Genomic DNA, 26,593 nt, shown 5'->3' with positions numbered 1-26,593 from the left:
GTGAAAGCGATCCCCACCGCTGAACAGCGCGAGTTCGCCTCGTCGGTGCGCGCCCTGCTGGCCGCGGAGTGTCCGGTGAGCCTGGTGCGCGGGATCGCTGAATCCGGCGCCGATCGAAGCACCCCGGCGCTGTGGAAGACCCTTGCCGACGCCGGTGTGTTCGGGCTCGCGGTCGCCGAGGAGTACGGCGGGTCGGGTGGCTCGCTGGACGACCTCGCCGTCTTTTACACCGAGGCCGGCCGCGGCTTGTGTCCGACGACAGTGCACAGCACCATTGCGGCGGCACTGGCGATCGACCAGCTCGGCTCGTCGGACATCAAGACCGCGTGGCTGCCGGGGTTAGCAGGCGGGACGGTTCGCGGCACGACGGCATTGTGGAATGTCCGTGACGCTTCGGATATTTCGCCCGGGCTGCGTGCGGATGAAGACTCATCCGGGTGGCGGCTCAACGGCATAGCCGACTATGTCGCCGACGCCGACGTCGCCGACCTGATCGTGGTGTCAGCCTCCGCGGACGGGCACACGCTGGTCTTCGCCGTTGCCGCCCGCGCGACCGGGGTGAGCATGGAGCCGCTGGCCATGGCGGGCGGGCACCGGGCGTTCACGGTCCGGTTCGACGATGTGATGGTCGGCGCCGAAGCATTGCTCGACGGTGACTCACCGGAGCGGACCGGCTTGCGCCGCTTGGCCAATGCGGTGGTGTCGTTGGGATCACTTGACCTGGTCGGGGTCGGTCAGGCGGTGCTGGATCGCACCGTCGAGTACACCAAGCTGCGCCATCAGTTCGGCCGTCCGATCGCCTCGTTCCAGGCGGCACAACATCTGATCGCCAACATGCACATCGCCTTGGCCGCAGCGCGATTGGCCGCGCATTCCGCCGTCTTCTGGATCGCGCGAGGGCAGCCGGCGACCCGCCAAACCGCCATTGCGCGCATGCATTCCGCCACGGCGGCCCGGCTGGTCACGCTGGACGCGCATCAACTGCACGGCGGGATCGGTTATGTGACCGAAACCGATCTGCATTTGTGGACCGAACGGGCAAGGCTCGATTCAACTCTCGGCGGTGGGCCAGAGGTCGCCGCGACCTGGCTGGAGGAAACCTTGGAGGAAATCCGTGACTGAGGACACCCTGATCGACGCCCAGTCGGCGTCGCGCGTGGGTACCGTCGCCGCGACCGCGACCGGCGAGGTGAATCGACGCGATTGGCAGCGTTGGGCGGCGGCGGTCGGTGACCACAATCCGTTGTATTTCGATCCGGACTATGCCCGCGCCAACGGCTTTCGCGACATCTGCTGCCCACCGCTGTATCTGCAGTACGCGGTGCTCGGCGTCGCGCGACTCGATTCGTTGCGGCCCGACGGTTCCTCGGGTGCGGTTTCGGGCAGTCTCGCGTTTCCACGTGCTCCGAAACGGATGGCCGGTGGCGAGAGCTTCACCTTTCATCTGCCGGCCTATCACCGCGACGAGATCGAAATGGTGCGCACTATCGAGTCCATCGTCGAAAAGCAAGGTCGCTCCGGCAAATTCGTCCTGGTCACCTGGCACACGGTGTACCACAACCAGCACCGCGAGCTGGTCGCCGAAGCCTCGACGTCGATGATCGCCCGACCCTAGGAACGTGATGACTGGACAGGCGTTTTACGACGACATCGGCGTCGGTGACCAGATCCCCACGCTGACCGTCACCACCGACGAGATTCAGCTGTTCTTCTTCAGCGCCGCCACCTACAACGGCCACCGCATCCACTACGACAAGCGGTGGGCCCGCGACGTGGAGGGCTACGACAACGTGTTGGTGCACGGCCCGCTTCAGGCGGCGCTGCTGGCCCGCGCGCTCGGCGACTGGATCGGCGGGCGCGGTCGTCTGGTCTGCTTCTCGGTGCAAAACCGGGCGACCGCGTTGCCCGGTGAGTCGCTGACGTTCGGCGCAGTCGTCACCGGCAAGCGGCTGACGGACGGCGCCGGGCTGGTGGATCTCGAGATCAGCGGCCGCCGCGACGACACCGTGCTGATGCCCGGAACCGCGACGGTTCAGCTGCCGCTGCGCGGAACGCCGTCGTGACCGGACTGCGGGGCGAAGCCGCGATCGTCGGCATCGCGGAGCTGCCGGCGCAGCGTCGTCCGACCGGGCCACCGCTGTTCACCCTCGACCAGTACGCGGTGCTGGCGAAGATGGCCGTCGAGGATGCCGGTGTCGATCCCGCGCACATCAACGGTCTGCTGACCCATGGCGTGGCGGAATCGGCGATGTTCGCCCCGGCGACGCTGTGCGAATACCTCGGCTTGGCGCTGGATTTCGGCGAGCGTGTCGATCTGGGCGGGGCGACGTCCGCCGGCATGATCTGGCGGGCTGCCGCCGCGATCGAATTGGGCATCTGCGACGCCGTGCTTGCCGTGGTGCCCGGATCCGCATCGGTGCCCCAATCCGAACGGAAATCTTCAGGTCCCGCGCCGGCCCCGAATTGGTTTGGGGCATCGTCGAATAACTATGGGTCGCCGCAGGCCGAGTTCGAAATCCCGTACGGCAACCTGGGCCAGAACGCACCGTACGCGCAGATCGCGCAGCGCTACGCCGCGGAATACGGTTACGACCCCGCGGCGGTCGCCAAAATCGCGGTCGACCAGCGCACCAACGCCGGTGCGCATCCCGGCGCGGTTTTCCACGGCACCCCCATCACTATCGACGACGTCCTCGCCAGCCCGATGATCGCCGATCCGATCCACATGCTCGAAACCGTGATGCGCGTGCACGGGGGAGTAGGCGTCCTGCTCGCCAATGCCGACATCGCGCGCCGCAGCCGCCACCGCCCCGTGTGGATCAAGGGTTTTGGTGAGCACATCGCATTCAAGACGCCGACCTACGCCGACGACTTGCTACACACTCCGATCACGCGGGCCGCCGACAAGGCATTCGCGATGTCGGGGCTGGACCGGTCCGATGTCGATGTCGCCTCCATCTACGACTGCTACACGATCACGGTGCTGATGAGCCTGGAAGATGCCGGCTTCTGCGCTAAGGGCGACGGCATGTCCTGGGTCGCCGGGCATGACCTGACCTACCGCGGTGATTTTCCGCTCAACACCGCCGGCGGTCAGCTGTCGTTCGGCCAGGCCGGTATGGCCGGCGGCATGCATCACGTCGTCGACGGCGCGCGCCAGGTGATGGGACGAGCCGACGACGCCCAGGTGCCGGACTGTCACACCGCGTTCGTTACCGGCAACGGCGGCATCATGAGCGAGCAGGTCGCGCTGATCATGCGGGGGGACTGACGCCTTGAGTACCGAACCCCGTCCGGTTCCCGAGCCCACCCCGGTGTCGAAGCCATTCTGGGATGGCCTGGCCCAGCACCGAATCGTGGTGCAGTACTCGCCCTCGCTGCAACGCTACGTGTTCTATCCGCGCACGCTCGCCCCGGGAACCCTGGCCGATGACCTGGAATGGCGCGAAATCGATGGTGCGGGAACGCTGTACACCTTCACGGTTGCCCGCAGACCCACCGGGCCGCCCTGGGCCGATGCAGTGCCGCAATTGCTCGCCGTGGTGCAGTGGGATGCCGGACCGCGGATCAGCACCGAATTGGTCGACATCGACCCGAGCGACATCCGAATCGGCATGCGGGTGGAGCCGGTGTTCTACGATCTGCCCGAGGCCGGCATCACCTTGTTGCGATATCGGCCCGCGTGACCTCAACGGTGAGGTCGGAGGTGCAGATGGACGATGCCGTGCAGGCGATGCTCGACCAGTTGAACGCGGGGTTCCCGCGCGTCGAGACCATGACCGGCGCACAGGCGCGCGCCGCGGCGGCCGCCCGCCGGATGCCGGTCAACAACATCGATGACGTCGAGAGCACCACCGACCGCGCGATACCCGGCCCCGGGGGTGCCATCGGCGTCCGCGTCTACTGCCCGCGCGGCGCGCCAGCCACGGACCGTGCCGCGATCGTGTTCTACCACGGGGGCGGATTCGTCTTCTGCGACATCGAATCCCACGATGGATTCTGCCGAGCCCTGGCCCGCGGCAGCCAGGCCGTCGTGGTGTCCGTCGACTACCGTCTGGCGCCCGAGCATCCCGCGCCCGCGGCGGTGCTCGACGCTTTCGCAGTGTTCTGCTGGGTGATCGAGCACGCCGCCGAACTCGGCATCGACCCCACGCGCACTGCCGTCGCCGGTGACAGCGCCGGCGGAAATCTCGCCGCAGTCACCGCAATCCTGTGCCGCGACCAGCAAGTCACCCAACCTGTCGCGCAGGTGCTGATCTACCCGGTGATCGATCCCTCGTTCGACACGGACAGTTACCACCGCTACGGCACCGGATACTTCAACACGCGGGCGGCGATGCAGTGGTACTGGCGTCAATATGTCAGTGCCGCAACGGTTGTGGACCCGCCCTACCTGGTGGCCCCGGCCCGGGCGCACTCGCATGCGAGCCTGGCGCCCGCGGTGATCGTCACCGCCGGGGTGGATCCCCTGCACAGCGAGGGGTGTGACTACGCACGCCGGCTGCGCAACGCGGAAGTACCGGTCGTGCACCGCGACTTTCCCGGGCTGTTCCACGGCTTCATGACCATTCAATCCTTCGGGCCCGCGACCTCGGCGCAGCAACTGGTCTTCGCCGACCTGCGCCGGCTCTTGCACCCGGCATACAAAGACGTCTCGATATGACCGAGGTAAGTAACGTCATCGTGATCGGTGCCGGGTTCGCCGGGCTCTACGCCGTGCACCGGCTCGCGACATCGGGCCTGTCGGTGATCGGCGTCGAGGCGGCCCCCGATGTGGGCGGCACCTGGTACTGGAATCGCTATCCGGGAGCGCGATGCGACGTCGAAAGCGCGGACTATTCCTACTCTTTCGACGACGACCTGCAGAAGAGCTGGCAGTGGAGCGAGCGCTTCGCAGCTCAGCCCGAGATCCTGGCTTACCTGCAGCACGTCGCCGACCGATTCGATCTGCGTCGCCATTACCGATTCGGTGTCGACGTGGTCGGTGCCACCTTCGACCTGGTCGACCGTTGCTGGCACGTCCAGACCGCGACCGGACAAACATATGCGGCACAATTTCTGTTGTGCGCCACCGGATGCCTGTCGGCGGTGAATCGGCCCAATATCCCGGGCGTCGAGGATTTTTCGGGCGAGGTCTATTTCACGGCCGCGTGGCCACGCGAAGATCCCGATCTGCGCGACAAGCTGGTGGGCCTGATCGGCACGGGATCATCCGGGATCCAGGTGGCGCCGATCGTTGCCGCCGAGGCCCAGAACCTCGTCGTGTTTCAGCGATCAGCGAACTACACAATTCCAATGCCCAACCGGCCGTGGTCGATCGAGGAGCAACGAGAGATCCAGGAGCAGTATCCCGAGCGTCGCCGGGCGTCGGCGTACGCGTCGGCCGGGACACCGCACGGCACCTACCCCAAGAACGCCGTCGATACCGAACCCGAGGAGCAGGCCGAGGCGTTGTGGAAGCGCTGGCGCGAAGGTGGCGTTCTTTTCGCGAAGACTTTCCCCGACCAGACCAGCGACCTGGCCGCCAACGACGTCGCCCGGCGGTTCGCCGAGGAGCGGATCCGGGAGATCGTCACCGATCCCGTCGTCGCAACCGATCTCATTCCGGTCGACCATGCGATCGGAACCAAACGGATCTGCACGGACAACGGCTACTACGCCAGCTTCAACCGCGACAATGTGCGGCTGGTGAACCTGCGCCGCGAGCCCATCCGAGAGATCACCCCGCATGGGGTGCGCACCAGCGAGGCGACCTATCCGCTCGAGGTGCTGATCTTCGCCACCGGCTTCGACGCCATGACGGGAGCGTTGACGCGAATCGACCCGTGCGGACCCGGCGGAGAGCGACTGCGCGACATCTGGCATGACGGGCCGCTGACCTTCCTCGGTCTGATGGTGCCTGGGCTGCCGAATCTGTTCACGATCAGCGGGCCGGGCAGTCCGTCGGTGCTGGCGAACATGGTGCTGCACGCCGAGGTTCAGGTCGACTGGGTCATTGACCTGATTCGAGCCGCGCGACAACGGGGGGTGAGCGAGGTCGAGCCGCGCCTCGACGCGGCCCTGGCGTGGACCGATCAGGTGGCTCGGGCCGCCGAGCGCACGCTGTTCCCCAAGGCCGCGTCGTCCTGGTACCTGGGTGTCAACATCGAAGGCAAGAAGCGCACCTTCATGCCCTACATCGGAGGGTTCGGTACCTACCGGCGCCACTGCGAAGAGGTGGCCCAACACAATTACGCCGGGTTGGTACTGACGACGAGATCAAAGGGAAAGTGAGACAGTGCCGGAGACGGTTCAGCAGTTATTGCGGCTGCGCAGGCATGACGACACGCCCGCGATCGCACACGGCGAGGTGACCTGGACGTGGCGCGAGCACCTGGCCGAGGCCGAGGCTGAGGCGGCGGCGGTGATGACCCTCGCCGACCCGGATCGCCCATTGCACGTCGGTGCCGCGCTGGGCAATTCCCCGCCGATGCTGCGCGCGATGGCCGCCGCCGCGCTGGGCGGCTATGTGCTGTGCGGGCTCAACACCACCCGCCGCGGGGCCGCGCTGCTTTCCGATATCCAGCGCTCCGACTGCCAGATTCTGCTGATCGACGATGAGCACCTGCCCTTGTTGGAAGGCTTGGACCTCAAGGGAATTCAGGTTCTGAATGTGGGATCGGTGCGCTACGCCGAGGCGGTGGCCGCGGCGCCGCCCATGACTCCGCATCGCGAGGTCACCGCCGCCGACACGTTCATGATGATCTTCACGTCCGGAACCAGCGGCAATCCCAAGGCTGTGCGGTTCGCACACGGAATGGCGATCATGTGTGGCGCCAGCCTGGTCTTTCAGTACGACGTCACGGCGGCCGACGTCTGCTATCTGGCGATGCCGCTGTTTCACTCCAACGGCGTTGCCGCCGGCTGGGCCGTCGCGATCGGCAGCGGGGCGCTGATGGTCCCCGTCAAGTTTTCGCCGTCGCGGTTCATCGAGGATGTCCGCCGCTACGGCGTGACCTATCTGAATTACGTCGGCAAGCCCCTTGCCCTGATCCTTTCCACCCCCGAGCGTCCCGACGACGCCGACACGACACTGCGCATGGCGTTCGGCAACGAGGCCACCGATCGCGATATCACGGAATTTGCAAGGCGTTTCGGTTGCCGGGTGGTCGACAGCTTTGGGTCCAGCGAGTTCGCGGTGATCGTGGTGCGCGAGGACGGCACCCCGCCCGGCTCGATCGGCAAGCCGTATCCCGGCGTCAGCATCTACGACCCCACAACTTTGAAGGAGTGTGCGGTCGCGCAGTTCGACGAATACGGCGCCCTGACCAACTTCGACGACGCTGTCGGTGAGCTGGTCAACACCACGGGAGCGGGGCCGTTCGTCGGCTACTACAACGATCCGGACGCCACCGCCGAGCGGATGCGACACGGCATGTACTGGGCGGGCGATTTGGCCTATCGCGATGCCGACGGCTTCATTTACCTTGCCGGCCGCACCTCCGACTGGATGCGGGTGGACGGCGAGAACCTCGCGGCCGCGCCGATCGAGCGGATCCTGGAACGACTGCCGCAGGTCAGCCAGGTCGCCGTGTATGCCGTGCCCGACGAGCGGGTCGGCGACCAAGTAATGGCGGCGCTGGTGCTTCGTCGCGGGACGGATTTGCGGCCAACCGATTTCGAGGAGTTCCTGGCCACCCAGAGCGATCTGTCACCGAAGGCCTGGCCACGCTACGTGCGCATCAACGACGATCTTCCGGCGACCGCCACCAACAAGATCCTCAAGCGCGAGCTGATCGCCGCCGGCATCGACGCCGAGGGTGGCTTACTGCTGACCCGGGAACCGCGCGGCACGACGTATACGATTGCGACACAACCGGTTTCAGAAGATGCGCCGTCCTAGCTCACTCCGCGGTACTGGGCGCCTCGCCGAATCGGGCCAGGACCAGCGTGCCGCCTACGGCCACAACGAATCCCAAGACGACCAACCACCCCCAACCGGGCCGCGCCGTGTCACCCAGCCACAGCACGCCGACAAGTGCCGGCGCGATGGTTTCTCCGACGACCATCGCGGCCACCGTGGTGGTGACCGATCCCCGTTGCAGGGCGGAGGTGAACAACAGAAACCCCGCGGCGGCGCCTGCGGCCGCGGCGTACAGCGCCGGGCTGGCGTAGAACGCGGACTTGGTCGGATCGATCTCGTCGAGCAGGCGCACTCCGATCTCGACGACGCCGAATCCGCTTCCGGCGCCGAGGCCCAGGACGAGCGCACGTTCGCGGTCGGGCAACCGGCCGGCGACGGCGCCGACGAGGAAGATGGCGGCGGCGACGACGATCAGCGCCCAGCCGAGTCCGGCTGGCCCATGCCGGAAGTGGCCTGGCCCGGCCGCAGAAGCGAGCGCGAAGAGGCTTACGCAAACAACACCGATCGCGGTCCACTCGGCCTTGGACAGCCGAGCCTTGAGCACCCACGCCGACACGATGCCGGTGACCGCGATCGAGGCGGCCAGCGCTGCGGCGACGACGTAGATCGGCACCAGGCGAAGCGCCGCGACCTGCAGCAGGAAGCCGACGCCGTCCAGGCCGATGCCCGCGATGTAGCGCCACTGCCGCACGGCGCGTAGCAGCAGCATCGCGTCGACACCGGATTTGCCGCCCGATTCCACCGACCGCGCCGCGACAGCCTGCAGTACCGAGGCGGTGCCGTAGCACACCGAACAACCCAGAGCGAGCAGGAATCCGATCAGCACAGAGGTGACAGTAGCCGAGTTCGTTGGGCGGCGGACGATCCCGAATCCGGGTAGACACTGGCGCGGTGGGGAATTCACGGGTGCGAAGGGACAGCGATGACGGGTATCGAAGGCAAGGTTGTGGCCGTGACCGGGGCGAGCAGCGGGATCGGTGCGGCGACCGCGCGTCTGCTCGCCGAACGCGGCGCACGATTGATCCTCGGTGCGCGACGAGTCGAACGCCTTGACGAGATCGCTGGGGCTATCCGCGAGCGCGGGGGACAGGCTGGCACCTGCCGAGTCGACGTCACCCGCCGCGAGGACCTCGAGCGGCTCGTCGGAACCGCGCTCGATCAGTTCGATCGACTCGATGTGTTGGTGAGCAACGCCGGGATCAGCAAGATCGGCCCGATCTCGGAGCGCGACGTCGACGGTTGGGCGGCGATGATCGACGTCAACCTGCGCGGGGTGTTGCACGGATTCGCCGCGGCGCTCCCGGTATTTCGCCGCCAGGCCCGCGGACATTTCGTGACGACGGTGTCGACGGCCGGGCTGAAGATCGTGCCCACCATGGCGGTTTACGCGGCTACCAAGAACGCCGTGCGCACCGTGATGGAAGGCCTGCGCCAAGAGTCGACCGACGGCGTGGTGCGCACGACGTCGATATCCCCGGGCTTCGTCGACACCGAACTCGACAGCTCCATCGACGATGTGGCGTTGCGCGAACAGATCCGGCGCACGATGAACGACTTCGGTATTCCGCCGGATGCCGTCGCACGCGCCATCGCGTTCGCGATCGAGCAGCCCGACGATGTGGAGATCGGGGACATCACCATCCGACCCACGATCCAGGGTTAGCTGTGACTCGTCGCGAAATGAGTGACCGCGTCCGCGATCTCCTGAGGGTAATCCTCTTGTAGAAAGTGCTTACCCGGCAACAGGATTGGCTCTGTCACGCCCGCGGCGTGTTCAGTTCGAAACCGCGCATGATCTTCAGGAATGCGCGCCCGTCGCAATGGCGCGTAATCCGCTGGCGGCAATCGCCGGTACCACCTTGCGGTATAGGTAAGCCGAGGATGGGACGCCATGCACGCATACCACCGGGGGTGCGTCCGGCGGGCCGTCGTCAAGGGCGAACGACGAAATGCCGCCGGCCGTGAAGGTACGGCCGGATGAGCGATAATGCTCGAACAGCCCGGTGACCTCTACGGTGCTCACGCGAGCCGTCCCGGCCAGCCTTGGCAGTTGATTGCGGCCATGTGCCGTAATCCTTTCCCGTTCCGGACATACGCCATCTTCGATTTCAAAGTTGAACACCGCAGCGGACAGAAAGCATCCGTGCACGCGCCGCCCATCCGTCTGCGTCAGATGGCGAACGAGCTGTCGCGTCAGCCTGCGTGCGTTTCGTCCGGTGGCCCGCCCAGTGGTGCGAGGTAGTGCAGCAACAGGGCGGTGACTATGCCGTAGCCGAGATGCGGAATCAGATCGCTGATCCAGTCGACGGGACTCCAGGTGAGCGGGTTGGTGACCCCGAGAACGGTCATCGGTCCGTTCGTGCCCACCAGGGCGATCACCGATGCCACCAGCGTGGCGACCAGTAGTCCGGGCCGCCAGCCCAGGGCATACGCCACCCCGAGGATGATGCCCATGCCAATGCCCGCGGCATACCCGGTGAGGGCGCCGAGGCCCGAGATCCGGTTGGCGAGCACGTCGCCGCTGCCGGGAACCGTGAGGCCGAACAGCCTCGCCATGGCTTCGACGGTTCGTTCCGGTGTACTGCTGGTCGGACGGCCCCGCACCGCGATGTCGAGGTAGGTGATGACATTCAGCGTGGTGGTGCCCGCGGCACCCGCGGCCGCGCCGCACAGCACGCCCGGCCAGAGTCGTTTGCCTTGCAGTCCCGACGACAGGGCAGATTGCCTGATTTCCATAACGACCGTCCCCTCGGCTGTGGCTCTACACAGCATGCCGCACAACGTCTAAAATTCGGCACGTACGTAATCGCACGGGCAGGACTCTTGCCGCAGCGTGTGGTAGTGCTGCGGGGCTAGTCCCGGCGCACGGGCTGTAGTCGGCCAACAGATTTGCGCGAAGAGGTTACTGTGGATGGGGTGGCGATCTACATAGGCAGGACGGCAGCCGCGTTGTGCGCTGGTGCCGCCGTACTTGCCCTGGCGTTCGGCGGTATTGACGCACCTGACCAGTCGCAGCGCAGCGCGACGACGCCTTCGTCGACCGTGGTTCCCGCGCCGCCAGGGGATGGTGGCGGCGCCCTGCGGGTCAAACCCGTCGGTGGCGGTGGCGGCTGTATTTCCGGCCTGAACTGTGGGCCGATCAATCCCGACAGGCCGCCGCCCCCGAAGCACCCCCCGCGGCTTGTGCATGGTCCGGGAGATCCTCTTCCGTTGCCGCAACATCCGTAGCCGGATAGCGCAATTTCGGCCCGCCAACCGATTCGCGCATAGCTTTCCTATCATTTGGTAATGAGCGCCGGTGAACTGGATACCGTGGGCTCGCCGGCATTCACCGACGAGGACCCGGCCCTGTTCCGCGCGGCCGGATGGTGGTCCGACTCGACGCTGTCGGACGCGGTGCGGCGCAACGCCGAACGATCACCGGACCGCGTTGCTTATTCCGACGAACCCGGCACCTCACTGACATGGCGCGAATTCGATTCTGCGGCAGATAATTTGGCGGGCCAGCTGGCCGGTATCGGCATCGCGCGCGGAGACCGAATTGCGGTGTGGCACGGCGACTCCAGCGCGATCCACGTGCTGTTCGTTGGGATCGAGCGTTGTGGCGCCGTCGTCGTCGGCATCGGCGCGCGCGCCGGCACCCGTGAGGTCGGGGCGCTGCTACGCAACGCCGCGCCGAAGATCCTGATCAGCGACCCCAAGCACAGCGATGACGCGGCCCGGGCCGCCACAGAGTCATCGGTGTCCCTGCTGATCCTGAGCAAGGATGCCGCAGCGCCGCGCCTGAACAGCGACGTGCGTCCCAACACGGTCGCCGCGGAATCTCAACTCGGTCCCGACGACGTCTTCCTGATCAACTCCACGTCGGGGACCACCGGCCTGCCCAAGTGTGTAGTGCATACGCAGAATCGGTGGCATTACTTTCACCAGAAGGCCGTCTCCAACGGGCTGTTGACCGCCGACGACGTGTTCCTGCCGGTCATCCCCATGCCTTTCGGCTTCGGTATATGGACCAGCCACACCACCCCGATCTATCTCGGCGCCAGCGCGGTGATCCTGGATCGCTTCACCGCGCCCGCGGCGTGTGAGGCGATAGCCCGGCACAACGTGACCGTATTATGTTGCGTCAGCTCGCAATTGACGATGCTGATGGCCGACCGCGCGTCCCGCGACTACGACCTGAGCTCGCTGCGCGTCGTTTTCACCGGCGGTGAGGCGATTCCGTACCGGCCGGCGGCCGAATTCGAAGAGCTCACCGGCGCGAAGATCCTGCAGTTCTATGGCTCGAATGAAACCGGCCTGCTCAGTGCGACAACCGTGGACGACCCGCGGGATCGTCGACTGCGCACCGGCGGCCGGATCGTTCCCGAAATGGCGGTCCGGCTCTTCGACGGGGATCAAGACGTCACCGCGACGGGTCGGGGTCAGCCGGCATGTCGAGGCCCGGCGACCAGCCTCGGCTATCTCGGGGGTACCGACCACGACAAGCTGTTCACTCGCGACGGCTGGATGTTGATGGGCGATATCTGCGAGCTCGACGCCGAGGGCTACCTGACCATCACCGGCCGAACGTCCGACTTCATTCTGCGGGCCGGCAAGAACATCAGCGCAGCGCAGGTCGAGGACGCCGTGATGACTCACCCCGCAATTGCCCTCGCCGCGGCGGTGGCGATGCCGGATCCGGTGTTCGGCGAAAGGGTCTGCCTCTACGCCGAACTCGCCGACTCCGCGACCCTCGACCTGCCCGCACTCGTCAGCCATCTGCTGGCACTGGGGGTTTCCAAGGAACTGCTGCCCGAACGCCTCATCGTCGTCGACGAAATACCCCGGTCGTCCGGCGGAAAGATCGCCAAAGGCGATCTCCGCCAAGATATTCGAGCAAGGATGGAGGCCGAACATGAACACGCCTAATCCACGACGAGGTGGCCTGCAGGTGTGGGCGCCGTCGGCGGTGCCCCCCATCGGTGTCGACCTGTCGAACGAGCAGGCGCTCGCCGTGGCCTTCCGGCATCTAGCCGGCATCGGGTTCTCCGAGAACATGGCCGGACACATCACCTGGCAGCTCGACGGGCAAACCGACATGTTGGTCAATCCTTGGGGTCTGTGGTGGCAGGAACTCACCGCATCCGATATCTGCCTGGTAGATAGCGAAGCTCGAGTGGTCCGCGGTCGGTGGGACGTCACCCCGGCCATCCACATCCACACCGAGCTGCACCGGGTCCGCGAGGACGCCCGGGTGGTCGTTCACAATCACCCGTACTACGTCTGTGTGCTCGCGGCGCTGGGCAGGTTACCCGAGTTGGTGCATCAGACCGGCGCTCTGTTCCTGGACGACCTGTGCCTCGTCGGCGAATACGACGGTGAGATCGACAGCGCCAACCGGGCAGCCGATCTCGCGGCACGTATCGGCGGCGCCAACCTGACGATTCTGGCCAACCACGGCGTCATCGCGACCGGTCGGAACCTGCCCGAGGCGGTGTACCGGGCGGCATCGATCGAGCGGGTGTGCAAGCTGGCCTACGACGTCATGCTCACCGGCAAGGAGCCGGTGGCGATGAACTGGGCTGACATGGCGGGCATGCAGCGATCCCTGATCGAGCGCGCCGCCGACGTGTATTGGGCCGGTGCGGCGCGGATGACGATCAAAGCGGATCCCGATGTACTCAGCTGAGCCCGGCAGGCATCACCACCGACCGACGCGCAAGGAGATTGCCGGCCATGAAATCAATTGACGAGCTGGCCTCGAATCTGAGTTTCACGACGGCCAAGACCGGCGACGAGCGCTCGGTCACGTTTCTGCCGGACCCGCCGCGTTCACCGCGCCGCTACACGGTGATCTCGGTCGACGACCACATCGTCGAACCCCCGGATACCTTCACCGGCCGGCTGCCCCGAAAGTTCGCCGACCGAGCGCCGCGGGTCGTCGACACCGACAGCGGCGGACAAACCTGGGTCTACGACAATCAGGAACTGCCCAACGTCGGGTTCAACGCTGTGGTCGGGCGCCCAGTGGCCGAGTACGGCTTCGAGCCGGTCCGATTCGACGAAATGCGCAGGGGCGCATGGGATATTCATGATCGCGTCAAGGACATGGACCTCAACGGTATCTACGCGTCGCTGAATTTTCCGTCGTTTCTGCCCGGCTTCGCCGGCCAGCGGTTGCAGCAGGTGACCAAGGATCGCGATCTGGCACTGGCCTCGGTCCGGGCGTGGAACGACTGGCACCTCGAGGTGTGGGCCGGGTCGTATCCGGAACGAATCATTCCCTGCCAGCTGCCCTGGCTGCTGGACCCCGAGCTGGGCGCCAAGATGATCCATGAGAACGCCGCGCGTGGCTTTCACGCGGTGACGTTCAGCGAGAACCCCGCCATGCTCGGGTTGCCGAGTATTCATTCAGGACACTGGGATCCGATCATGGCGGCATGCGCCGAGACCGAAACGGTGGTGAATCTGCATATCGGATCGTCGGGTTCGTCGCCGTCGACTACCGAGGACGCTCCGCCGGACGTACAGGGTGTGCTGTTCTTCGCCTACGCCATCTCGGCTGCCGTGGACTGGTTGTACTCCGGATTACCAAGCAGGTTCCCGGATCTCAAGATCTGTTTGTCCGAAGGCGGAATCGGCTGGGTGGCAGGCCTGCTCGATCGCCTCGATCACATGCTCAGCTACCACGCTATGTACGGCACCTGGCAGGCACTGGGGGAGAAGCTCACTCCCGCAGAGGTTTTCACCCGCAACTTCTGGTTCTGCGCGGTGGAGGACAAGTCGTCGTTCGTACAACGCGACCGAATCGGCATGGACAACATCATGCTCGAAGCCGACTACCCGCACTGCGACTCCACTTGGCCGCACACTCAACAAACGATCCACGAGGAGATCGGCGATCTGCCGCCGGACGCGATCCGCAAGTTCACCTGGGAGAACGCTTCGCGCTTGTACCAGCATCCGGTGCCGACGGCCGTCCAGCATGATCCCGAGGCGTTCTGAGGGCTCACTTGGCACTCTTCGGGCAGGGGCAGTCACCGGAGTCGGCCTTGAAACCGGCCACAGTTTCGGTCCGTGCCGCGGTGCCCAATGAGATCGACGCGGCGGTGGGTAAAGGCTTGTCGGTCAGCGGTGCGGTGGTCCCCGCAGCCACCGCCACCGCTGACGACGACCCTGAACTGGCTGCCAGACACGACGGCGTCACGACCCAGTCCATGAATTGCCATATCGCGGCAACCAGGGTCATCAGCAGCAAGACCGTCGCGAGCGCGTGGGCCACCAGGTAGTAGCAGTATCCGGTTGAGGTCGGCGGTGAACCGTCGCCAGCGGCAACCATTTTGAACGTCACCTGTCGCATCGAGCGGCCCCCTTCCAGACCTAGCGGGTGTCGCCCGCCACAACCGTTGCTCGATAGTTCTTCGGAGCACCGGGTCGGTCGGACGGGCGAACTCTGATTCGAGGCGCTGCAGACCGCGACCAGCTTGTTTGCCCGGTCGAGTACTTCGGGGGTGGCCATCATGGGCCGGATGCGCTTCGCTATCGGTAGGCCGCTAACCGAGGGGGCAGGAGGGCATTGTGACGACGGGCAAGGTTGATTTCAGTTCGGTCCGCTGGGGCTCGGTGGAGTGGACGAACCTGGTGACGCTGTATCTGCGGGCCCACGAAAGCCGGTCCCGGCGGCCGATTCTCGGTGACCATGCCGCTGCGGAAGCCGTCGACCGGATCGACTACGACTTCAAACGCATACACCGGAACTCGTTGCCGGCGTCCAATCAGTACCTGGTCGTCCTGCGCGCGAAGCAGCTCGACGTGTGGTGCGCCGATTTCCTTTCGCACCACCCCGACGCGGTCGTCTTGCACCTGGGCGCTGGCCTCGACGGCCGGGCCTTTCGCCTCGACGTACCGCCCGCGGTGCTGTGGTTCGACCTCGACCAGCCGAGCGTCATCGAGCTTCGCCGGCGGCTTTACGACGAAACCGAGCGCTACAAGATGATCGGCTCGTCGGTCACCGAGCTGAGTTGGCTCGATCAGATTCCCACCGGCCACCCGACACTCGTCGTCGCCGAGGGCCTGCTGATGTACGTAGACGAGAGTGGCGTCCGCCAGCTGTTCGCACGCGTGCTGGACCGATTCGATCGCGGAGAGCTGCAATTCGACACCCTCTCCGCGCTGGCGCCGTTGCTCTCGAAAGTGCTAACCCGGGGCATCATCAAGTGGGGGATCGGCAACGCGCGCGACATCGAAACGTGGAATCCAAGGCTGCGATTCGTCGAACAGACACCGGCACAGGCCGGCTACGAAAAGATCGACAGCACCGTCGTGCGGTGGATCTACCGATTCTTCAATGCCTCGCCGTTCGGCCCCTACGACACGCTGAACCGATTTACGTTCTAGGGCTTCGGCGACCTCACGGTTGGTTGCGTCGACGATTCCCAGTCGGTAACGTCGAGGCTCAGCAAACCCTGGCGTCGGAACCCAGCGGGCGGATGCGACGAGAGGGCATTCAATGAAAAAATTGATCGCTGCAGGTATATTGGCTTTTTCGGCCACGATGACCACCGGCGTGGGTGTCAGCAACGCGGATGAGATCCTCGTCGAAGGCAACTATGCGACGGAGGCTGGGTGCATGGCGGACGGCCCGCACGTCGAGGTCGTCCACCCCGGTACCTGGACTCACTTTTCCTGTGTCCAGCATTCCGATGGTCTCTGGTACCTCTACCTGAGCAACTGAGTCCGGCAGTCGCCGGCTGTCACAGATTGGAAGCAAGCCGCCGCAGAATGTCCGCGGTGGGTTCGGCGGTGGCGTGCCGGTATCCCGTTCCTGCCCACAGGTGGACATAGTCGGGCTTGCCCGCCGCCGCGGCGGCTTTGCGCAGCGGGCTGGTCAAGTAGTGAATCGCGGGATAGCCGAACGGCGCTTGGTCCTCGTGGTCGTCGATGAACGTGTTGCGCAGTCCGCGGGCGGGGCGCCCGGTGAAGGCATGGGTCAACACCGTTTCGGTCCGAGCGGGATCGGTCAGGGCAGCCTGGTGGGTTGCCGACGCACCGCTTTCGGTGGCGCGCAGCAGCACGGTGCCGACGACGGCCGCGGCGGCCCCCGCCCGGATCACGTCGGCCACCGCATCGGGTGTCGCCAGCCCACCGGCGGCCAGCACCGGCAGCGGCACCGTCGCGGTGACCTGTCTGACCAGGTCCACGATCGGGACCGGCTGCACTGGTCGTAGCGGTGTGAGGGTGCCGGAATGCCCTCCGGCGACGGCTGCCTGTAAGGCCAGCATGTCCACGCCGGCATCCCGGGCTTGCACCGCCTCCTGCGACGTCGTCACCGTTTGAACCACCACGGTTTTGGCCCGCTGCAGCGCGGCGATCACGCTGCGCGGCGGGATGCCGAACGTGAAGGACACCATCGGCACAGGGTCATCGAGCAGCAGCGCGATCTTCTCGTCGAACCGATCGGTGTCCTCGATGGGGTCGGCAGGCAGGGTGAGCCCGAACTGGTCGGCCTCCTTCTGGATGATCGCCGCGTAAGCGCGGTAGCTGTCGGCGTCGACCGGCACCGGGTTAGGTGCAAACAGGTTGATGCCGAACGGGATTCCCTCGGCACGCACGGTCTTGAGCTCGGCTTCGACGGCCTCGACCGTCTTATAACCCGCGGCGAGCATGCCCAGCCCGCCCGCCCCGGTGGCCGCCGACACCATCGCCGGCGTGGTCGGGCCGCCCGACATCGGCGCGGCAACCAGCGGAATCGACATCTCGAAATCTGCCAACATTAGGGCGCCCCTCCGGGATCAGTGTTTTCCCGAATCGAGCCTAGTCAGTTCTCGAACGTTCCATTCGGGTGCCGGACCTGACAGGATGCTTCACCGTGAAGCGGCCTAACTTTTTGGTGATCCTGGCAGACGACCTCGGGTTTTCCGACATCGGTGCATTCGGCAGCGAAATCGAAACGCCCAACCTCGACCGTCTCGCCCACGCCGGCATCAGGCTCACCGATTTCCATTCCGCGCCGGCCTGTTCGCCGACCCGGGCGATGCTGATGACCGGAACCGACCACCACGTCGCCGGTATCGGCACGATGCTGGAAGTCGCGATCCCCGGATTCCGGGGTGCGCCCGGCTATGAGGGCTATCTCAACGACCGCGTCGTCGCGCTGCCGGAGCTCTTGCGCGACGCCGGCTATTTCACCCTGATGTCGGGCAAATGGCATCTGGGCCACACGATTGAAAGATCGCCCTGGGCAAGGGGTTTCGAGCGTTCGTTTGCGTTGCTGCCAGCCGGTGCCAGCCACTACGGCGGCGCTGCGGGCCGCGGATTCTCTCCGGTGCCAACGCTTTACACCGAAGACGATCAGTTCGTCACGGTGGGCGAAGACTTCTACTCGTCGGACTCCTACACCGACACGTTGCTCGGCTACTTCCGCGACCGCGCGGCCGACCCCAAAGATCGAGACCGGCCGTTCTTCGCATACCTGCCGTTTCAGGCGCCGCACTGGCCGCTGCAGGCACCCGACGAATCCGTTGCCAAATACCGCGGCCGCTACGACGCGGGCCCGGATGCGTTGCGCGAGGAGCGGTTGGCGTCGCTTAAGCGCCTCGGGCTCTGTGCGCCCGATGTCGAGCCGCATCCGGTCGTCGCCGATGGCGCGCCGGAGTGGGCCGATATGACGGACGAGGAGCGCGCGATTTCGGCCCGCTCCATGGAGGTCTACGCCGGCATGGTGGACCGGATGGACTGGAACATCGGCCGGGTGATCGACTACCTGGCCGAGACCGGTGAGCTGGACAACACCGTCGTGATGTTCATGTCCGACAACGGTGCCGAGGGCGCGATCGTCGAAGCGATGCCGCTGCGCGGCCCCCAGATCGTCGCGCAGATCGAAAAGAACTGTGACAACAGCCTGGAGAACCTGGGCCGGCCGACATCGTTCATCTGGTACGGACCCCGCTGGGCACAGGCGGCCACGGCACCCTCGCGATTACATAAGGCGTTCACCACTGAGGGCGGTATCCGGGTGGTGGGTTTCGTCACCTGGCCGGGCTTCGCGCGCCAGGACGCGATCGGCACCGCGTTCGCGACCGTCATGGACATCGCTCCCACCGTGCTGGAACTGGCCGGCGTCGAACATCCGGGCACCTCCTACCGCGACCGCGACGTCGAGCCGATGCTCGGCCGCTCGCTGGTGCCGTACCTGTCGTGCGACGCCGAGGCGGTCCACCCTGGTGAGACAGGCACCGGCTGGGAATTGTTCGGCCGCCGCGCGATCCGTCAAGGCGACTGGAAAGCCCTCTATCTGCCCCCGCCCTACGGGCCGGGCGCGTGGCAACTCTACGACCTTTCTTGCGACCGGGGTGAGATCCACGACCTCGCGGCCACCCATCCCGACAAGCTGGCCGAGCTTCTCGCGTTGTGGGATCGCTATGTCGAGGAGAACGGGGTGCTCACGGAGCCGATTTCGGTGTACGACGTGGACCCGCAATTGCTCGGATAACCACGGAGCCAACGGATTTCAACGGGGGATGACTGAAACGACAACCTGCGTGGTGATCGGCGGCGGGCCGGCCGGAATGGTACTTGGGCGGCTGCTGGCGCGTTTCGGGTGCTGCCACGGCCGGAGGTGAACTTCAGTGCCTAACTACGACTACTTCGTCAAACGGGTGGGTTGTTGGATCGGCGCCGCCGCAATGCGGTCTTGACATTTCACTTCACGTCGCTAACGTGTGGCCCCTGAAGTCAACCCGGTCTGCATCTAGCGGAGGGGGACGTCGATGCAACCGATCAATGGGAAGTTGAGGTTGCTATGAGTGAACATTCGCCGATTTCCGGAAAAGACGTGACCAACAATTACTTGATCAGCTTGCGCAATGACGTTGGTGGAGGAAAGCCCGGTACTGATATCGGCGACACGAAGTACATCGACCTCGCGCCAGACAAGTCGGCATACAACCTTAAAAACGACGCCATTCACCCGGATCAGTGGCTACATCGATTGCGCGCCACCAACGAAAACGTGCTGGTATTCGTGCACGGCTTCGACGTCGACGCCGACACGGCCCTCGAACGACACAAGTCCATCAAGGATTACCTCCCGTCCGACGTCTCTCTTGTGAGCTTCGATTGGCCCGCCGCAAACTCTAAGGTCATACCGAAAGAGAAGTACATGACAGACAGGGCAAAAGCTACCCAGATTGCGTCGCCGTCGAGGCCGAGGCTCCTAGACGAGTGTCTACAACTCCTCCTCTACCATTTCGACGCCAAGAACATTCACCTGTTTGCTCACTCCATGGGGGCCTACGTAACGCAGGCTACTTTCCAGGCGGCGAGTGCCGTCAGGATCGGTCGTGTGCTGATGGCTGCAGCGGACGACGATCAACGGAATTACCTCGACGGGAGTCAAACTCTCAGGAATTTTTTGAGCAAGTGTGACGATTTGACGGCCTACTGGAGCACCTTTGACCAAGCACTCCCGTTCTCGGCAGAGTGGAACACGTACATTCCCCTCGGTCTCATCGGCTACCCAGACGCGGATACTCCCACAAAACATAACCTGCAATGCAGCCACTATTACTACGTATATGCCAAACCAGACAGGCCATCCGACATTCCAGAATCCGAGTGGTCACACGTCTGGTACATCCTCTTCCAACCGACAAATCCGCCGCCGTTGGAAAACGATTTCTATATCGACCTGGGCGAAGTTCTTCACAGGACGCTAACGGAACCTACTCGAGCGCTGCGCCCCACGCTAAGATCCATATCCGCGGACACCGAAGAAAAGTAATCATTGAGCCAATCCGGTTGAAATTCACCAGGCCGGCGCCGCGTTGGCGTCAGTCACCCCACGTCCCGCAACTCAGCGCGCCAGCCTCGTGGTGTAGTTCGCCGTCGGCGTCGGGGTCAAAAAGTCATAGTTCGAGAGACCTTCCAGGATTTGTGGGGCGATGTGGCGAAGCCTGCTGATCAACACAGGCCCAAGTTCGGAAAGTGTCGCCATGGCATCGGCTGTCCTTCATCCCCGCTATTTCATCGGTGTCGGCGTCCGACCCGAGCGCGCCCCGGCCTTGGCCCGTCGGTAGCGTCGGGTTCATGGCTGAACACCTGCGGATCGGCATCTTGGGTGCCGCCGCGATAGCACCGATGGCGCTGATCAAACCCGCCAAGAACAACGCCGAGGTCGTGGTCGCCGCGGTGGCCGCACGCGATGGCGCGCGTGCTCGAGCTTTCGCTGCCAAGCACGGCATCGCCCGGGTGCACGACGACTACGCCGCGCTGATCGCCGACCCGGATCTCGACGCCATCTACAACCCGCTGCCAAACGGGTTGCACGGCAAGTGGACCCGAGCCGCGCTGGCCGCCGGTAAACACGTGCTGTGTGAAAAACCGTTTACCGCCAACGCCGCCGAAGCCCGCGAGATCGCCGGGCTGGCTGCGCAGTCGGATCGAGTGGTGATGGAAGCCTTCCACTATCGCTACCATCCGCAGACCTTACGGGCCGAGCAGATCATCGCTTCGGGGGAACTGGGCAAGCTCAAGCACGTGGAAGCAACGCTGTGTTTCCCGCTGCCCAGGTTCTCCGACATCCGGTACAACTACGCCCTGGCCGGCGGTGCGACGATGGATGCGGGCTGCTACACGGTCCACATGGTTCGTACGTTCGGCGGTTCGACTCCGGAAGTCGTTTCGGCGCAAGCGAAACTGCATAATCCTCAGATCGACCGGGCGATGACGGCCGAGCTGCGGTTCGCCGGCGGACACACCGGCCGGGTCCGGTGCTCGATGTGGTCGCGGCGCCTTTTCGATATCAGTGCCAAAGTGGTCGGCGAACGCGGCCAGCTCCATCTGCTCAATCCCGCGATGCCACAGATGTTCCATCGGCTCTCGGTTCGAACCTCAGACGACAACCGGGTGGAGAGTTTTCCGCGCCGCGCCTCCTACGCCTACCAGCTCGATGCGTTCGCCGCGGCGGTGCTTCGCGGCGAGCCGGTGAAAACCACCGCGCAGGACGCGATCGAGAACATGACCGTCATCGACAATATCTATCGCGCGGCGGGTCTGCCGCTTCGTGAACCGAGCTGAAAGTCAAGGCTGGCGGCCGATTTCGGCCAACAGCCGGCGTGCTGCCTCGACGCATGGGCGCACCCGGTCGATCGGGCTGACCCCGGCCAACGCCAATGACCGCCTGGGTACTTCGATTTCGAGCACGATCTCGGACGGAAGCACGGACAGGAGGTCGATGAGCGGAAGTTCGCCTTCGCCGGGGACCATGCGTTCGAACATGGCTTCTTCCATATAGTTATCCAGGCGCGGCCGCAGTGTCGTGTCGTTCAGTTGGGCGTAGCCGATGTATTCGGGGTCGACGGCCGCGAGTTCGGCGGCGCTGGAACCCGAGCGCACCAGATGCATGGTATCTATCAGCAATCGAAAGTCCGGTCGGCCGACGTATTCTCGTGCGGCCAGCGCGGTGGGCAGATCCCCCACGGTCAGCCCGGGAACCGGCTCGACGACGGTCTGGATGCTGCGCTCGGCGGCGAGCTCGGTCAGAGCCGCGAACTGGTCGAAGGTGCGGTCGAGATCGGGATCCAGACTGACGACGTTGATTCGGGGCACTCCCAGTTCGGCCATTACATCGAGATCCGCACTGAAAGAACGGGTTTCGGTATTCGGCAGCACCAGGAAGCCATCACCGAGGATGCGGACACACCTCGCTGCTGCATCGCGGCGAGGACGTCGCGTCGCAGCGCGGGGTCGTCCGTGAGTGAAAAGGGCGGATAGCCGAGTGGCACCAAGGGCGCGCCCCGCACCACTGCGGAGATGTAGCGGCAGCCAAGATCCGCGGCCAGATCGACGAACTCTATTGGCGGAAGGCCGAATCCATTGAGAAAGCCGATAGCCAGTTCGGTCATGCCGGACGGCCCGCCAATTGCGCCAACTGGGCGGCCGCCGGGGCAGTTTGGGTCGTCAGCGCGATCTGCCCGGAGCTGACCTGATGCTCGATCATCGGCGCCTCCAGGACTAAATCGTCGCGGACGAAGGCGACGTGGGCGTGCAGATGCGCCGCGGTGAATGCCGCCCATGCCGTCTCCGACGCCGGGTCCATCGTCAGGATCACTTGATAGAAGTCCGCTGTCAGCGGCTTGGGTGCGTCCACGTGCGTCAGCTCGAGTCGCATCGTTTCCGGTCCCAGCGTATACCGGGTGGTCCGGGCGAGGTCGCAGGTGACCAGGACGCTGCCCGGCGGCGCCGGGGCCGCCGGATTCGTCGCGGGGCACTTGTCGGGTGAGGTCGGTTGCGATTTCTCGACCGGCCGGACCGGCAACGGCGCAATCCGAACCACCGGCGGTACGGGCGGGGGCGCCGAGGCGGCGGCGCTGGTCGACGTGGTGGGTGCGGTCGCGTGCTGCGCCGCGTGGCAGCCGCACGCCAGCGCGCCGAGCAGGATGGCGCTGGTCAGCCGGACGGTTGTGGTGGCGGGCATCGAACTCAAGCAAAGTAGGTCGAGCGCTCGTTGTCGCCCACGACGCCAGAATTCGCGTGAATCGTGATGACACCGTTGCACTGGAGAGCCGTGCTTTACGGACACTACGAAAATAGAGTATGGTCGTGCTGCACGTCAGCGAAAGTTCACTTTAGATCCTTGCCACGAAAGCCTGTGTTCATGGCTCGATACCCGTCTGCGTCGGCAAAAAGACGAAAGCCCAACCCCGCCGAGCGCCGCCGCGATCTGTGCGATGCGGCGATCGAGTTATTGGCCGCCGACGGGGCCAAGGGGCTGAGCCATCTCAAGGTCGACCGCAAGGCCGCCGTTCCCGACGGCACTACGTCCTTTTACTTCCGGACTCGGTCCGCGCTGCTGCGTGCGGTAGCCGAACGGCTGGCAGAGCTGGATCTGGAACGCCTGCAGTCCATCGCCGACAGCGCGGGTAGCACGCGAGACAATCCCACGCCCTCGTTGTTGTCGCAGGTGGTGATTCAGGCCGGCACCGAGCCGCAGCTGTCGTGGACCAAGGCCCGCTACGAGCTGACGATGCAAGCCGCCCGGGATCCCGCCATGGCCGCGATCCTGCAGCAGGCGACGGATGCGTTCACCAAGTTGCACCGCGAGATCCTCGTGCAGCTGATGCCCCATGGGGCCGAGCTGGAATCGGCGGTGGTCGAGGATCTGAGCAATGTCACGCTGACGTTCATCAACGGTCTGCTGATGCGGGCCGCGCATGGCGACCGCGTTGTCGCTACCCCCGAGCAACTCGACGCGATCCTGACGGCCATTGCGACCGGAATCCTCAAGAGTCCGCACCGGGGTGCCCTCACCGAGGCCGCCGCCGTGCACCCGGGCGGCGGCCGCCGGGCCGCCGCCTCCGGCTGAGCGCCGACAGACGCACGACGCGCCGGGTTTCGTGCGTTTGGGTCTTGCCACAGCATCCGCTATATGGTTCTCTACGAGAATAGAGTGAACCGACGTTCACGGGCCGTCGGTGCGCCCACTATCAGCCGAGCCCGTGCGTTTGTCCAAACAAACGCATTTAAGCGGAGTGTACAAATTGCCCGAGCCGGATCCGGTGCTGACTGACCGCCAGCTGCAGCGGGGTCTCGTGCATGTCGCTCCCCGGAATCGGAAGCGCTAGGAGGGATTTCGTGACGGCGAGCACCGAGAGCCATGTCAGCTTTGATCCGTACGATGTCGAGCTGATTGCCGACCCGTATCCGATGTTTAAGCGCTTGCGTGACGAGGCGCCGCTCTACTACAACTCCGAATACGACTTTTACGCGCTGAGCCGATTCGCCGATGTCAACAAGGGAATCGTCGACCACGGCACGTACAGCTCTGCGCGTGGCGTGATCATGGAGCTGATCAAGGCCAACCTCGAGATCCCATCGGGGATGCTGATCTTCGAAGACCCACCGATCCACGACGTGCACCGCAAGTTGCTGTCGCGGATGTTCACGCCACGCAAGATCTCCGCGCTGGAACCGATGATCCGCGACTTCTGCGCACAATCCCTGGATCCGTTGGTGGGTTCGGGCCGATTCGACTTCGTCACCGATCTGGGCGCGATCATGCCGATGAAGGTCATCAGTGCCTTGCTCGGGATTCCCGAAGAGGATCAGGAGTACATCCGCGATCGCGGGAATGCGCAACTACGCACCGAGCCCGGCAAGCCGATGAGTGCCGCCGAGCATGGCTTGTCGGTGGGCGAGCAGTTCGAGGCCTACATCGACTGGCGCGCCGAGAACCCGTCCGACGACATCATGACCGAGCTGCTCAATGTCGAGTTCGTCGACGAGACCGGGACCACCCGGCGGCTGCGCCGTGAGGAGATTCTGGTGTATCTCAACGTGGTGGCTGGAGCGGGCAATGAAACGACGACTCGTCTGATCGGTTGGGCCGGAAAGGTTCTCGCGGAGCACCCAGACCAGCGTCGCGAGCTCGTCGAAAATCCAGCGCTGATCCCGCAGGCGATTGAGGAGCTGCTGCGCTTCGAGCCGCCGGCACCGCACATGGCGCGGTATGTGACCCGCGACGTCAGCCTCTATGACCAGACGGTGCCGCAAGGCAGCGTGATGCTGATGCTCATCGGTGCCGCGTGCCGCGACGAGCGCCAGTTCGGGCCGGATGCAGGCGAATTCAACATTCATCGCGCCCCCCGACCGCACCTCACGTTCAGCGTCGGTGCGCACTTCTGCCTGGGCTCGGCGCTGGCCCGACTGGAAGGCCGTGTCGCCCTGGAAGAAATCCTCAAGCGCTTTCCGGAGTGGGAGCCCGATATGGCCAACGCCACGCTCAGCCCGACGTCGTCGGTGCGGGGCTGGGAAACCCTGCCGACACTGGTGCCCTGATGGCCGGTCGCGTCGAGGGCAAAGTCGCCTTCATCAGCGGTGCCGCCCGCGGGCAGGGCCGCAGTCACGCGGTGCGCCTGGCACAAGAGGGCGCCGACATCATCGCGATCGACATCTGCGGGCCGATCGACAATTTGGCCTACCCGCATTCGACGCCCGCGGATCTCGCCGAGACCGCCGACATGGTCAAGAACCTCGACCGGCGCATCGTCACCGCACAGGTCGACGTCCGCGACTACGAGGGGCTCAAGGCGGCCGTCGACAGCGGGGTGGAACAACTCGGCCGACTCGACATCATCGTCGCCAACGCGGGCGTGGGTACCGATGGCAGGAAGCTGCACAAGATCCGCGAGAACGTGTGGCAGGACATGATCGACATCAACCTGAGCGGTGTCTGGCACACCGTCAAAGCAGGCGTACCGCACATCCTTTCGGGTGGACGCGGTGGATCGATCGTGCTCACCAGCTCGGTCGGCGGGCGTAAGGCCTACCAAAACACCGGCCACTATGTCGCCGCGAAGCACGGCGTCATCGGGCTGATGCGGGCCTTCGCCGTCGAACTGGGTCAGGACATGATCCGGGTCAACTCGGTGCTACCGACCCAGGTCAGCACCACAATGGTGATGAACGACAACACCTATCGGCTTTTTCGCCCGGACCTGGCCGAGCCCGGGCCCGAAGACTTCGCGCCGATCTCGCAGATGATGCACACCTTGCCGGTGCCCTGGGTGGACCCGGTGGATATCAGCAACGCGGTCTTGTTCTTCGCCTCTGACGAATCTCGTTATGTCACTGGCGTTTCGCTTCCCGTTGATGCGGGCAGCTTGCTCAAATAAACACTAACTCAATTAAGCACGACGAAGTGGAGAAAAC

Annotated in this window: 26 protein-coding genes and 2 pseudogenes; 21 read left to right on the top strand and 7 right to left on the bottom strand. The window is 64.9% G+C overall.

What is annotated here, in order from left to right; all coding sequences use genetic code 11:
• Genes SKC41_RS19175 through fadD1 form a run of 8 tightly spaced genes read left to right on the top strand, consistent with a single transcriptional unit; the run spans position 1 to position 7,882 of the window.
• Positions 1 to 1,122, top strand: coding sequence for an acyl-CoA dehydrogenase family protein (locus SKC41_RS19175; RefSeq protein WP_330979261.1), 1,122 nt, complete (start codon positions 1 to 3; stop codon positions 1,120 to 1,122).
• Positions 1,115 to 1,615, top strand: a complete 501-nt coding sequence (locus SKC41_RS19170) for a MaoC family dehydratase (RefSeq protein ID WP_330979260.1) — start codon at positions 1,115 to 1,117, stop codon at positions 1,613 to 1,615. Before SKC41_RS19175 ends, SKC41_RS19170 begins: the two co-directional genes overlap by 8 nt.
• Positions 1,616 to 1,622: 7 nt before the next feature.
• Complete coding sequence (locus tag SKC41_RS19165; protein ID WP_330979259.1) at positions 1,623 to 2,063, top strand: acyl dehydratase; 441 nt, start codon at positions 1,623 to 1,625, stop codon at positions 2,061 to 2,063.
• The gene (locus SKC41_RS19160; RefSeq protein WP_330979258.1) at positions 2,060 to 3,271 is read left to right on the top strand and encodes a thiolase family protein; all 1,212 of its coding nucleotides are present in this window, start codon (positions 2,060 to 2,062) and stop codon (positions 3,269 to 3,271) included. The genes SKC41_RS19165 and SKC41_RS19160 overlap by 4 nt, the downstream gene beginning before the upstream one ends.
• A gap of 4 nt (positions 3,272 to 3,275) precedes the next feature.
• Positions 3,276 to 3,686, top strand: a complete 411-nt coding sequence (locus SKC41_RS19155) for a Zn-ribbon domain-containing OB-fold protein (RefSeq protein ID WP_330979257.1) — start codon at positions 3,276 to 3,278, stop codon at positions 3,684 to 3,686.
• 20 nt (positions 3,687 to 3,706) lie between these two features.
• Positions 3,707 to 4,663, top strand: coding sequence for an alpha/beta hydrolase (locus SKC41_RS19150; RefSeq protein ID WP_442931708.1), 957 nt, complete (start codon positions 3,707 to 3,709; stop codon positions 4,661 to 4,663).
• A complete protein-coding gene (locus SKC41_RS19145) occupies positions 4,660 to 6,273 on the top strand; it encodes a flavin-containing monooxygenase (RefSeq protein ID WP_330979255.1) in 1,614 nt (537 codons plus the stop codon). Before SKC41_RS19150 ends, SKC41_RS19145 begins: the two co-directional genes overlap by 4 nt.
• A 4-nt stretch (positions 6,274 to 6,277) precedes the next feature.
• Positions 6,278 to 7,882, top strand: a complete 1,605-nt coding sequence (gene fadD1 / locus SKC41_RS19140) for a fatty-acid--CoA ligase FadD1 (protein WP_330979254.1) — start codon at positions 6,278 to 6,280, stop codon at positions 7,880 to 7,882.
• 1 nt (position 7,883) lies between these two features.
• On the opposite strand, the gene SKC41_RS19135 is transcribed toward fadD1, so the two are convergent.
• Complete coding sequence (locus SKC41_RS19135; RefSeq protein ID WP_330979253.1) at positions 7,884 to 8,729, bottom strand: DMT family transporter; 846 nt, start codon at positions 8,727 to 8,729, stop codon at positions 7,884 to 7,886.
• A 96-nt stretch (positions 8,730 to 8,825) separates the two neighbouring features.
• Between SKC41_RS19135 and SKC41_RS19130 the strand changes: the two genes are divergently transcribed.
• A complete protein-coding gene (locus tag SKC41_RS19130) occupies positions 8,826 to 9,566 on the top strand; it encodes an SDR family oxidoreductase (protein ID WP_330979252.1) in 741 nt (246 codons plus the stop codon).
• 135 nt (positions 9,567 to 9,701) lie between these two features.
• On the opposite strand, the gene SKC41_RS19125 is transcribed toward SKC41_RS19130, so the two are convergent.
• Both SKC41_RS19125 and SKC41_RS19120 read right to left on the bottom strand, forming a co-directional pair.
• Entirely contained in the window at positions 9,702 to 9,926 is a 225-nt protein-coding gene (locus SKC41_RS19125; protein WP_330979251.1) for a hypothetical protein, read from the bottom strand.
• Between the two features lie 170 nt (positions 9,927 to 10,096).
• Positions 10,097 to 10,639 carry a hypothetical protein gene (locus SKC41_RS19120; protein WP_330979250.1) on the bottom strand — a complete coding sequence of 181 codons (543 nt, stop codon included), beginning with the start codon at positions 10,637 to 10,639 and terminating at the stop codon, positions 10,097 to 10,099.
• Between the two features lie 552 nt (positions 10,640 to 11,191).
• Here SKC41_RS19120 and SKC41_RS19115 point away from each other — a divergent pair.
• Genes SKC41_RS19115 through SKC41_RS19105 form a run of 3 tightly spaced genes read left to right on the top strand, consistent with a single transcriptional unit; the run spans position 11,192 to position 14,890 of the window.
• The gene (locus SKC41_RS19115) at positions 11,192 to 12,814 is read left to right on the top strand and encodes a class I adenylate-forming enzyme family protein (RefSeq protein WP_330979249.1); all 1,623 of its coding nucleotides are present in this window, start codon (positions 11,192 to 11,194) and stop codon (positions 12,812 to 12,814) included.
• The gene (locus SKC41_RS19110; RefSeq protein WP_330979248.1) at positions 12,801 to 13,574 is read left to right on the top strand and encodes a class II aldolase/adducin family protein; all 774 of its coding nucleotides are present in this window, start codon (positions 12,801 to 12,803) and stop codon (positions 13,572 to 13,574) included. The genes SKC41_RS19115 and SKC41_RS19110 overlap by 14 nt, the downstream gene beginning before the upstream one ends.
• A 47-nt stretch (positions 13,575 to 13,621) precedes the next feature.
• Entirely contained in the window at positions 13,622 to 14,890 is a 1,269-nt protein-coding gene (locus tag SKC41_RS19105; protein ID WP_330979247.1) for an amidohydrolase family protein, read from the top strand.
• A 4-nt stretch (positions 14,891 to 14,894) separates the two neighbouring features.
• Here SKC41_RS19105 and SKC41_RS19100 read toward each other — a convergent pair whose 3' ends face one another.
• Positions 14,895 to 15,245, bottom strand: a complete 351-nt coding sequence (locus tag SKC41_RS19100; protein WP_330979246.1) for a hypothetical protein — start codon at positions 15,243 to 15,245, stop codon at positions 14,895 to 14,897.
• Between the two features lie 215 nt (positions 15,246 to 15,460).
• Here SKC41_RS19100 and SKC41_RS19095 point away from each other — a divergent pair, with 215 nt between their 5' ends.
• Entirely contained in the window at positions 15,461 to 16,282 is an 822-nt protein-coding gene (locus SKC41_RS19095; RefSeq protein WP_330979558.1) for a class I SAM-dependent methyltransferase, read from the top strand.
• Positions 16,283 to 16,394: 112 nt separating this feature from the next.
• Positions 16,395 to 16,619, top strand: a complete 225-nt coding sequence (locus tag SKC41_RS19090) for a hypothetical protein (protein WP_330979245.1) — start codon at positions 16,395 to 16,397, stop codon at positions 16,617 to 16,619.
• 19 nt (positions 16,620 to 16,638) lie between these two features.
• Here the strand turns inward: SKC41_RS19090 and SKC41_RS19085 are convergent, their stop codons facing one another.
• Positions 16,639 to 17,658: a nitronate monooxygenase gene (locus SKC41_RS19085; protein WP_330979244.1), complete on the bottom strand. Its 1,020-nt coding sequence runs from the start codon at positions 17,656 to 17,658 to the stop codon at positions 16,639 to 16,641.
• A 95-nt stretch (positions 17,659 to 17,753) separates the two neighbouring features.
• Here SKC41_RS19085 and SKC41_RS19080 point away from each other — a divergent pair, with 95 nt between their 5' ends.
• The 4 genes and pseudogenes from SKC41_RS19080 to SKC41_RS19065 all read left to right on the top strand — a co-directional run bounded on the left by SKC41_RS19080 (position 17,754) and on the right by SKC41_RS19065 (position 21,961).
• Positions 17,754 to 19,376, top strand: a complete 1,623-nt coding sequence (locus SKC41_RS19080) for an arylsulfatase (RefSeq protein WP_330979243.1) — start codon at positions 17,754 to 17,756, stop codon at positions 19,374 to 19,376.
• A gap of 28 nt (positions 19,377 to 19,404) precedes the next feature.
• Positions 19,405 to 19,485: pseudogene (locus SKC41_RS19075) on the top strand (FAD-dependent monooxygenase); the annotation flags it as partial.
• A 200-nt stretch (positions 19,486 to 19,685) separates the two neighbouring features.
• Positions 19,686 to 20,666: an alpha/beta fold hydrolase gene (locus SKC41_RS19070; RefSeq protein WP_330979242.1), complete on the top strand. Its 981-nt coding sequence runs from the start codon at positions 19,686 to 19,688 to the stop codon at positions 20,664 to 20,666.
• A 305-nt stretch (positions 20,667 to 20,971) separates the two neighbouring features.
• The gene (locus SKC41_RS19065; protein ID WP_330979241.1) at positions 20,972 to 21,961 is read left to right on the top strand and encodes a Gfo/Idh/MocA family protein; all 990 of its coding nucleotides are present in this window, start codon (positions 20,972 to 20,974) and stop codon (positions 21,959 to 21,961) included.
• 3 nt (positions 21,962 to 21,964) lie between these two features.
• On the opposite strand, the pseudogene SKC41_RS19060 reads toward SKC41_RS19065, so the two are convergent.
• Positions 21,965 to 22,788, bottom strand: a pseudogene (locus tag SKC41_RS19060) (sugar phosphate isomerase/epimerase family protein).
• Positions 22,785 to 23,360 carry a SecDF P1 head subdomain-containing protein gene (locus tag SKC41_RS19055; RefSeq protein ID WP_330979240.1) on the bottom strand — a complete coding sequence of 192 codons (576 nt, stop codon included), beginning with the start codon at positions 23,358 to 23,360 and terminating at the stop codon, positions 22,785 to 22,787. Before SKC41_RS19055 ends, SKC41_RS19060 begins: the two are co-directional and overlap by 4 nt.
• A gap of 180 nt (positions 23,361 to 23,540) precedes the next feature.
• Here SKC41_RS19055 and SKC41_RS19050 point away from each other — a divergent pair, with 180 nt between their 5' ends.
• From SKC41_RS19050 to SKC41_RS19040, 3 genes are all read left to right on the top strand, one after another.
• Entirely contained in the window at positions 23,541 to 24,248 is a 708-nt protein-coding gene (locus SKC41_RS19050; protein WP_330979239.1) for a TetR/AcrR family transcriptional regulator, read from the top strand.
• Between the two features lie 269 nt (positions 24,249 to 24,517).
• Complete coding sequence (locus SKC41_RS19045) at positions 24,518 to 25,720, top strand: cytochrome P450 (RefSeq protein ID WP_330979238.1); 1,203 nt, start codon at positions 24,518 to 24,520, stop codon at positions 25,718 to 25,720.
• Positions 25,720 to 26,556, top strand: a complete 837-nt coding sequence (locus SKC41_RS19040; protein ID WP_330979237.1) for a mycofactocin-coupled SDR family oxidoreductase — start codon at positions 25,720 to 25,722, stop codon at positions 26,554 to 26,556. Before SKC41_RS19045 ends, SKC41_RS19040 begins: the two co-directional genes overlap by 1 nt.
• The last annotated feature ends 37 nt before the right edge of the window (positions 26,557 to 26,593 follow it).

The sequence above is a fragment of the Mycobacterium sp. 050128 genome, assembly GCF_036409155.1.
Classification (GTDB): domain Bacteria; phylum Actinomycetota; class Actinomycetes; order Mycobacteriales; family Mycobacteriaceae; genus Mycobacterium.
The sequence above is the reverse complement of the archived record's forward strand: the minus strand, read 5'-3'. Positions and strand labels throughout refer to the sequence as shown.